The 7107-nt window shown below is 54.9% G+C and carries 4 protein-coding genes and 1 pseudogene; 3 read left to right on the forward strand and 2 right to left on the reverse strand.

Going from position 1 to position 7107, the window contains the following annotated elements:
* Positions 1 to 276: 276 nt before the first annotated feature.
* Together PCS43_RS28910 and PCS43_RS28915 are read right to left on the reverse strand one after the other, a co-directional pair.
* A complete protein-coding gene (locus tag PCS43_RS28910; RefSeq protein ID WP_231915086.1) occupies positions 277 to 1359 on the reverse strand; it encodes an HAD-IA family hydrolase in 1083 nt (360 codons plus the stop codon).
* Between the two features lie 121 nt (positions 1360 to 1480).
* Positions 1481 to 2731, reverse strand: a complete 1251-nt coding sequence (locus tag PCS43_RS28915; protein ID WP_231915089.1) for an MFS transporter — start codon at positions 2729 to 2731, stop codon at positions 1481 to 1483.
* A gap of 852 nt (positions 2732 to 3583) precedes the next feature.
* Here PCS43_RS28915 and PCS43_RS28920 point away from each other — a divergent pair.
* The 3 genes and pseudogenes from PCS43_RS28920 to PCS43_RS28930 all read left to right on the forward strand — a co-directional run.
* Complete coding sequence (locus PCS43_RS28920) at positions 3584 to 4354, forward strand: enoyl-CoA hydratase/isomerase family protein (protein WP_064075671.1); 771 nt, start codon at positions 3584 to 3586, stop codon at positions 4352 to 4354.
* A gap of 44 nt (positions 4355 to 4398) precedes the next feature.
* Entirely contained in the window at positions 4399 to 5958 is a 1560-nt protein-coding gene (locus PCS43_RS28925) for an AMP-binding protein (protein WP_064075672.1), read from the forward strand.
* Positions 5959 to 6178: 220 nt separating this feature from the next.
* Positions 6179 to 7107, forward strand: a pseudogene (locus PCS43_RS28930) (indolepyruvate ferredoxin oxidoreductase family protein); the annotation flags it as partial.

Here is a 7107-nt window from a genome sequence, read left to right on the forward strand (position 1 = left end):
GGCAATCCTCCGCGAGCTGCTCGAAAAAGTCAGGCCCATCGCAGATTGCCCCACTCCTCAAAGTTCACGGTGAACATGGAGCATTCCTTTTGCACCCCATAGTTGCTCATCCATGCATTTATGAACGCGTAGCGGGCGCCCCGAAGCGACAGCACCCGTGCAAGTCAAATCCTGCAAACCAGCTGAACCAGCCACTGCAGCCCTGGACCAGTTCGGCCCAGGGCCGCATCATGTTGCAGATTGAGACAATAACCGCGGTCTTTCGATCGAGCTCCGTTAGCTGGGCTCCTGGCCGAACAGTTCCTCCACCACCTCTGGGAGTCTCTTGAGATCAGGCATTACGGCTGCCACAAGTTCGGCCGGGTAGTCGGTATTCTCGCGGTTGATGTATATCGATCTGATGCCGGCGCTATCCGCGGCTTCTACATCATGGAACAAGCTGCATGCGACATGAATCCAGGTGGTGCAGTCCGTGCCGGTTCGGGCGCGAAAAGTCTCGAAATGAGGGGCAGCAGGTTTGTAACTTCCGATGTCCGAGCTGGTCACGATCTCATCGATTCCCACTTCGAAGCTTTCCAATGTGAGCAGCAGCATTTCGCGGTCCACGTTCGAGAGTATGCCCAGTCTGTAACCCCTGGCTTCCAACGCCTTCAACGCTTCGTTGGTGTCGGGAAACATCGGCCAAGTCGGCAGTGTTCTGCCGAGTACGTCCAATTGTTCCTCATCAAGTTCGATCTCGCATCGCTCAGCTGCTCGACGGAGACCTTCAGCGAGTACCACGCGATACGCCCACTCCGGGTGTTCGGTCTGGACATTCGGCTCGTGGCGGTGGTACTCCGTGAGCAGCCGGTCGGCATCGCTGCCTGCGACACTACGAAGAGCTGCTGTCATGCCGGACCGCCAATCGACCAGGGTTCCGTAGCAGTCGAAGGTGAGCCATTTCGTCGTTGTCATAGTTCTTCTTCCAAGGTGGTGGTGGGTCAGTGATGGCGGGGAGCTCGAACTCGACGGTGTCCTCGTTTGAAGGGCGCTCCTGCAGGCGGGCTTTCTCAATCTTGCCGGTCGGGTCTTCGCCAGCTCACGGCCGAGCTCGACATCGCGGGGAACTTGAAAATGCGCCATAGTCGTGTAGCAGAATTTCCGCGGTTCCCGCTCCGACAGCTCCGATCCGTCTTTGGCGACTACCGATACTTTGACTTCTCCCTCGATGAGATTCGATCGAAAGCCGTATGACGCGCATTCCAAGGTTGCAGAATGTTCGCGGATGGCCTCCTCAACCTCGAAGGACCATATCTTCTCCCCTCTGCTGCGGATCGAATTCTTTCTGCAGCCGACGACGGAGAGCGCGCGACCATCCAAGCCCCCGCTCGTCGTTGGTAGATCTCTGTGGCCTCCTGCATATGTTGGCACTACCAATCTAGGTTTCATCTACTCAGCAACGTGCAAGCGAATCCCCACAACAGCTCGATCTGCATACCGTCTAGAGACGCTTGGCATTGGTCTCGGGTAGTGCATACGTGCAGAGGAAACTGATCAGAACGAACGTGACCAACAGAATTGCAATGGCGTAACTGCCGAAGGCTGCCAGCAGGACGCCGGCGATAACCGGGGGAACGGCGCCACCAACTACGCCCGCAAGATTGTATGCAAGTCCGGCTCCAGTATAACGGTACTTCGTAGCGAAGAGTTCAGGTATGAACGAGGCCATCGGTCCATACGAGATTCCGAGAACGGTAAAGGTTCCGACAATTCCAATGATAAATAGGAATGGCGATCCTGTGTCGAGAATTGGCAGCACGGCGAACGACCATGGAACCCCCAGCATAAATCCGCATAGAATGACTCGCCGACGGCCATAGACATCGCAGAGAACAGCCGATAGCGCGCAGAAGACAACCATGGCAAGCCCGCCCGCAACATTCGAAACGAGCACCAAAGAAAAGGAGTGTCCAAGTTCAGTGCGCCCGTACCCGGTCAGGTACGTCCCGCCCATGAAGGTGAAAGTGAAAACGCTCATCATGGCTCCTGCTGCGAGCATCGTCTGCTTCAGTTGTGTGCGGAGAAGTTCCTTCAATGGACTTTTTGTGATGTTACCCGCACTTTCGCGAAATACCGGAGTTTCTTCAATGTTCAAGCGCATGTACAGCGCAATTGCAACAAGGACGATACTGAAGAGGAAAGGAAGTCGCCATGCCCAGGTTAGAAAGGCATCGTTCCCCTCTCCCACAGTTTGACTGACGAGGAGAAAAACGAGGCTGCTCAGCACAAGTCCGGTACCGACGCCTATCTGCGGGAACATGCCATAGAGGCCACGTTTTCGTTCCGGTGCATACTCTGCTGTAAGTAGCGCCGCTCCCGACCATTCGCCCCCCACTGCAAATCCTTGGAGCGCACGAAGGAATATGAGAATTACCGGTGCTGCTGCACCGATCGAGGAAGCGCTAGGGATTAGACCGATCGCAACCGTCGACAATCCCATGATCAATAGAGTTGCGATCAGAGTCTTTTTCCTTCCAATTCGATCTCCATAATGGCCAAAGAAAGCCGAACCGACGGGACGAATGATGAATGCGACCGCAAATGTAGCGAATGAAGAGATCGTTGCAACAGTAGGTGAGAGATTTGGAAAGAAAACATGCGGGAATACAAGTGCGGCTGCTACGCCGTAGATGTAAAAATCGTAGTACTCGATCGCCGAACCGACAAAACTCGCGAAAGCTACCCTGTTCATCGTGGATCGGTTAGCAACCGGCGCCATCTGTGCCTGATTCTGTTTCATAGCTTTCCTTGTCGTCTCTGAAAATACAATGGATTGCAGTTCCTTTCGTCACATCGAGATCGGCCTATTCGTCACACCCTTCAGCAGTCCCGTAATTTTCTATTGGGCGACAGCATTGTGACTCGCTTACCGATCGCTCCGTAAAATCCTTGTAACCCTACAAGGGAAGTCGATCTCCGTGCCGAAAGAATGGGCCAAAATTCAGTGGTCTAGCCAGTGCGGTAAGTGAACTACATCACCATCACTCTGTCAACCACCGGCCGAAGAATTTTTCCCAGAAAGGCGTGGGACCGAGCGGATTGTCACAACATCGACGTCCGACCGCTTGCCATTGCGGGGGGACTCGGAGGCCTTGCATAGGCCTGCGGTTCGCAACGGTTAGCGACTCGATCTGCGTGCTTGAGAGATCGAAATGCCGCCACCATCAAGGACTTTACTGAAACTTGGGAATGACGGCTGCGGCGAGAAGCGCTGGAGTGCAATGGGTCGGCAAACCAGAACCCATGTTTCGCTTCTCGAACCTCCACCCAGCCGGCGGGCCTTGCGGACTTGGCACCCCGATTCCGATGGGTTGCGACGACTTGTTGTGCGCGCGTGGGCTTGACAACACTCGACACAGCTGGTGTTCTACTGGTCAGTCCACTAGGGCGGGTCGATGTGAGTGATGTTGGCGGAGGCAAAAGGGACGATTGGCCAATTTCCTTCAGCCCGGGGCTGCCATCAAACACTGCTCTTTACAGCGCTTGGTAGTGAAGGCGTGGTACCCCAGCTGAGGTATCACCCCACACATAAAGGAGAAATGCAATGAGTGAACGCACAGTTTTGACGGAATACGTCGGAGACGTCGCAGTAATTACCCTCAATCGGCCTCAGTCATTGAATGCGTTGAATACCGACCTGTTGACAAACCTGGTCGACGCGTTACGTGCTTCGCAGTCAGCCGGTGCAATTGTGGTGCAAGGCGCGGGTCGCGGATTTTGTGCAGGCGAAGATTTGAATGAGACTCTCGCCCCGCAAACCGGAACAGCTGAGGAGTTGCGCGTTGCGTTCCATCAGCTGCAGGATTTGACGAGATTGATGGCCGGAGCGCCGTGCCCTGTCGTTAGCGCCGTCCACGGATACGCTGTTGGTGGAGGCGCCGAAATCGCGCTCACCGCCGACTTTGTCGTCGGAGGCCCGCAAGCCCGGCTCAAATTCCCTGAGGCAGTAATCGGACACGCTCCGACTGGCGGAATCACAGCACGACTGCCGTTGATGGTGGGACTGCTTCGCGCCAAAGAACTGCTGTTGACAGGTCGGTGGGTTGAGCCAGAAGAGGGCTTGTCACTCGGGCTCTATACCGAACTGAATGCAGATCCGAAGGCACGGGCCTTGGAGATCGCCACGGAACTCGCAGGACATCCGCGACGGTCGCAGACTGGAGTAAAGCGGGCCATCGAACTCGCACTCGTTCCGCAACAAGAATCCTATCTCCAACTAGAAGTAGAACTTGCCTCATACTGTTTTGCATCTATTGAGACCAAAGAAAGCTTCTCTGCGTTCCAGAATCGGACACGCACGACACACACCCCATAGCATTCCGCACATTTATTCGGTACCAAGCCAACTGAGGTGAAAAAATGCATGACGAAACGACCTTGAATTCGGCACTGAACGACGCAATCGAACATTGGCCCAACAGAGTATTCCTCAAAATTGATGGACAGGACATCACATTCTCGCAGTTTGAGGACCAGGTCGGCAGGCTGGCCGCAGGTTTGAGTGATATCTGCGGGATCAACGCTGGCGATCGCGTGAGCGTGTTCATGCGGAATTCATTGGCATGCGAGCACACATGGTTTTCTGCCAACAGGCTCGGAGCAATCTGGGTGCCCATCAACACCGAGTTCAGGGGATTGAGTCTCGAGCACGCAGTGAACCTAGCTGACGCACAAGTCTACGTGGTTGACGAGGATCTCTATGAAATCCTGACTACTGCATTGTTCAAAGCAGGTATCGACGCCACCGTTGTTGTGGCCAGCAACGAGGATGCGAAAGGTAATGGCCTTTGGCTCTCCGATCTCTATCTTGATCGAAAAGCCCCCACTGTCGATGTCAAGTTCTCAGACATCTCGGCCCTTCTCTATACCTCGGGAACGACCGGGCGGTCGAAGGCATGTATGCTCTCGCATCGCTACTTCACCTCTCAGGCGCGGATCGCGATTCGAGACTTCGGCTTAACGGAAGCGGACGTCCTGTACTGTCCTTTCCCACTGTTTCACGCCGATGCCACAGCTTTGACAACTGTTCCCGCTCTCCTTGTGGGTGGGACTGCTGCGATTAGTAAACGATTTAGCGCTTCGCGATTCTGGGACGAAATCCGCGAAGCAGGCGCCACTGTTTTCGACTTCATGGGAGCGACGTTATCTATCTTGGCGAAGGCCGAACCGAAGCCAAACGACGCAGACAATCCGGTGCGACTGGCGTGGGGTGTACCGGTTCCGGAATCTGTCGATATGTTCGAAAAACGATTCGGGTTGACAGTTGTCGAACTCTATGGATCCGTCGAGGCGAATATTCCGATAACTCAGCATTTTTCGCAACCCCGCATTCCAGGTTCATGCGGACGCGCCGTAGAGGAATTCGAAATTATCGTCGCGGATGAATTTGATCAAGAAGTTGCACCGGGTGAGCCTGGGGAACTGCTAATTCGTCCCAAAGTGCCGTGGACTACCTTCTCCGGATATTATGAAAATCCTGATGCAAGCACCTCGGCCCTCCGGAACATGTGGTTCCACAGTGGAGATTTGGTGCGCATGGATGTCGACGGAAATGTGTTCTTTATTGGCCGCAAGAAGGAAAGTATTCGACGTCGAGGCGAAAACATCTCTTCATTTGAGGTGGAAGAAGGAATTCGAGAACATCCTTCTGTTCTGGACTGTGCCGCATTTGGAGTAAAGTCAGACCTCACCGAAGAAGAAGTCAAGGTATCTGTCGTCGTAAAATCTGAGGCGGCTTTGACAGAGAAAGAAGTCTGGGAATTCTGCTATGCCACGATGGCTAGGTTTCAGGTTCCTCGCTATATCGAGTTCGTTACCGATTTGCCGAAGACTCCAACCGGAAAGGTCGAGAAGTTCAGGTTGCAGGAGAACCCATTCAACAAAGAAACAAAAGAATTTACACTTCCCGCAAAAGCCTAGAAGAAACAGGATCAAACTATCCACATCGGGGTGTACCGGAACTTCAACTTTGACACTTGGCGAAATGTCACAGAAAATTCCGCCATTCGACCGGGACGAGCAGCCCCATCATATGATCGAAATGATCATCATATTCTACTTTTATTGAATGAAATTCAACTCTCAATCCATATCAACTAATCGCATTCGCAGGCGCAACGAGATGGGACGCGTGGTCACGATGACTGCACTGATATCGACAGAATCAGACTCGAAGCCTTACGATCTCGATGATCGGTACCGTTCGGGATCGGGACCGGTGTTGCTGACCGGCGTTCAGGCAATCGCTCGCGGCTTCGTCGAACAGCATGTCCGCGACGTCCGCGCAGGCAAGCGGATCGCCACCTTTGTCTCCGGTTACCAGGGCAGCCCCCTCGGCGGCGTCGACAAGATGCTCCACGGGATGCCCAAGGTTCTCGCCGAGCACGACATCACCTTCATCCCTGGCTTCAACGAGGAACTTGCGGCCACCGCGGTGTGGGGTAGCCAGGCAGATTTACCTGCGGGAACCGCGAAGTTCGATGGAGTCACTGGCTACTGGTACGGCAAGGGGCCCGGTGTCGACCGCGCTACCGACACCATTCGCCACGCCAACATGTACGGCGTGAACCCCAAGGGCGGCGTAGTCCTGCTGGTGGGCGACGACCCGGCGTCGAAGTCCTCCACGGTTCCGGCCGTCAGTGAGCGCTCGCTTGCCGCGATGGGTGTGCCGGTTCTGTTCCCGCGCAATGCCGAAGAGATCATCACGATGGGTATGCACGCCGTGGCACTTTCACGCGCGTCCGGTTGTGTTGTGGCCCTGAAGATCGTTGCCGACGTGGCGGACGGCGCCTGGACGATCGACGGCAGCATCGCCGATTTCGACATCGTGGTGCCCGAGGTGCAGTTCGAGGGCAAGCCCTTCGTCTACAAACAACGACCGATGGATGTGTCTCCCGATAAGATCATTCCAGCTGAAGCCGATCTCGTAGGTCCACGTTGGGATCTGGTGCAGGCCTACGGCGCCGTGAACAAGCTTGATGTGATCGAGGTTAACCCCTCCGGTGCGAAGATCGGTATCGCCGCCACCGGTACAACTTTCGACTCCGTCCGACAAGCTCTGGCAGACCT

It is taken from the genome of Rhodococcus sp. C-2, from assembly GCF_027854095.1.
GTDB lineage: Bacteria > Actinomycetota > Actinomycetes > Mycobacteriales > Mycobacteriaceae > Rhodococcus_F > Rhodococcus_F qingshengii.

Excerpts from the sequence above, each read along its gene's own strand:
- PCS43_RS28915 (WP_231915089.1), bottom strand. The coding sequence starts at position 2,731 with ATGAACAGGGTAGCTTTCGCGAGTTTTGTCGGTTCGGCGATCGAGTAC.
- PCS43_RS28925 (WP_064075672.1), top strand. The coding sequence starts at position 4,399 with ATGCATGACGAAACGACCTTGAATTCGGCACTGAACGACGCAATCGAA.
- PCS43_RS28920 (WP_064075671.1), top strand. The coding sequence starts at position 3,584 with ATGAGTGAACGCACAGTTTTGACGGAATACGTCGGAGACGTCGCAGTA.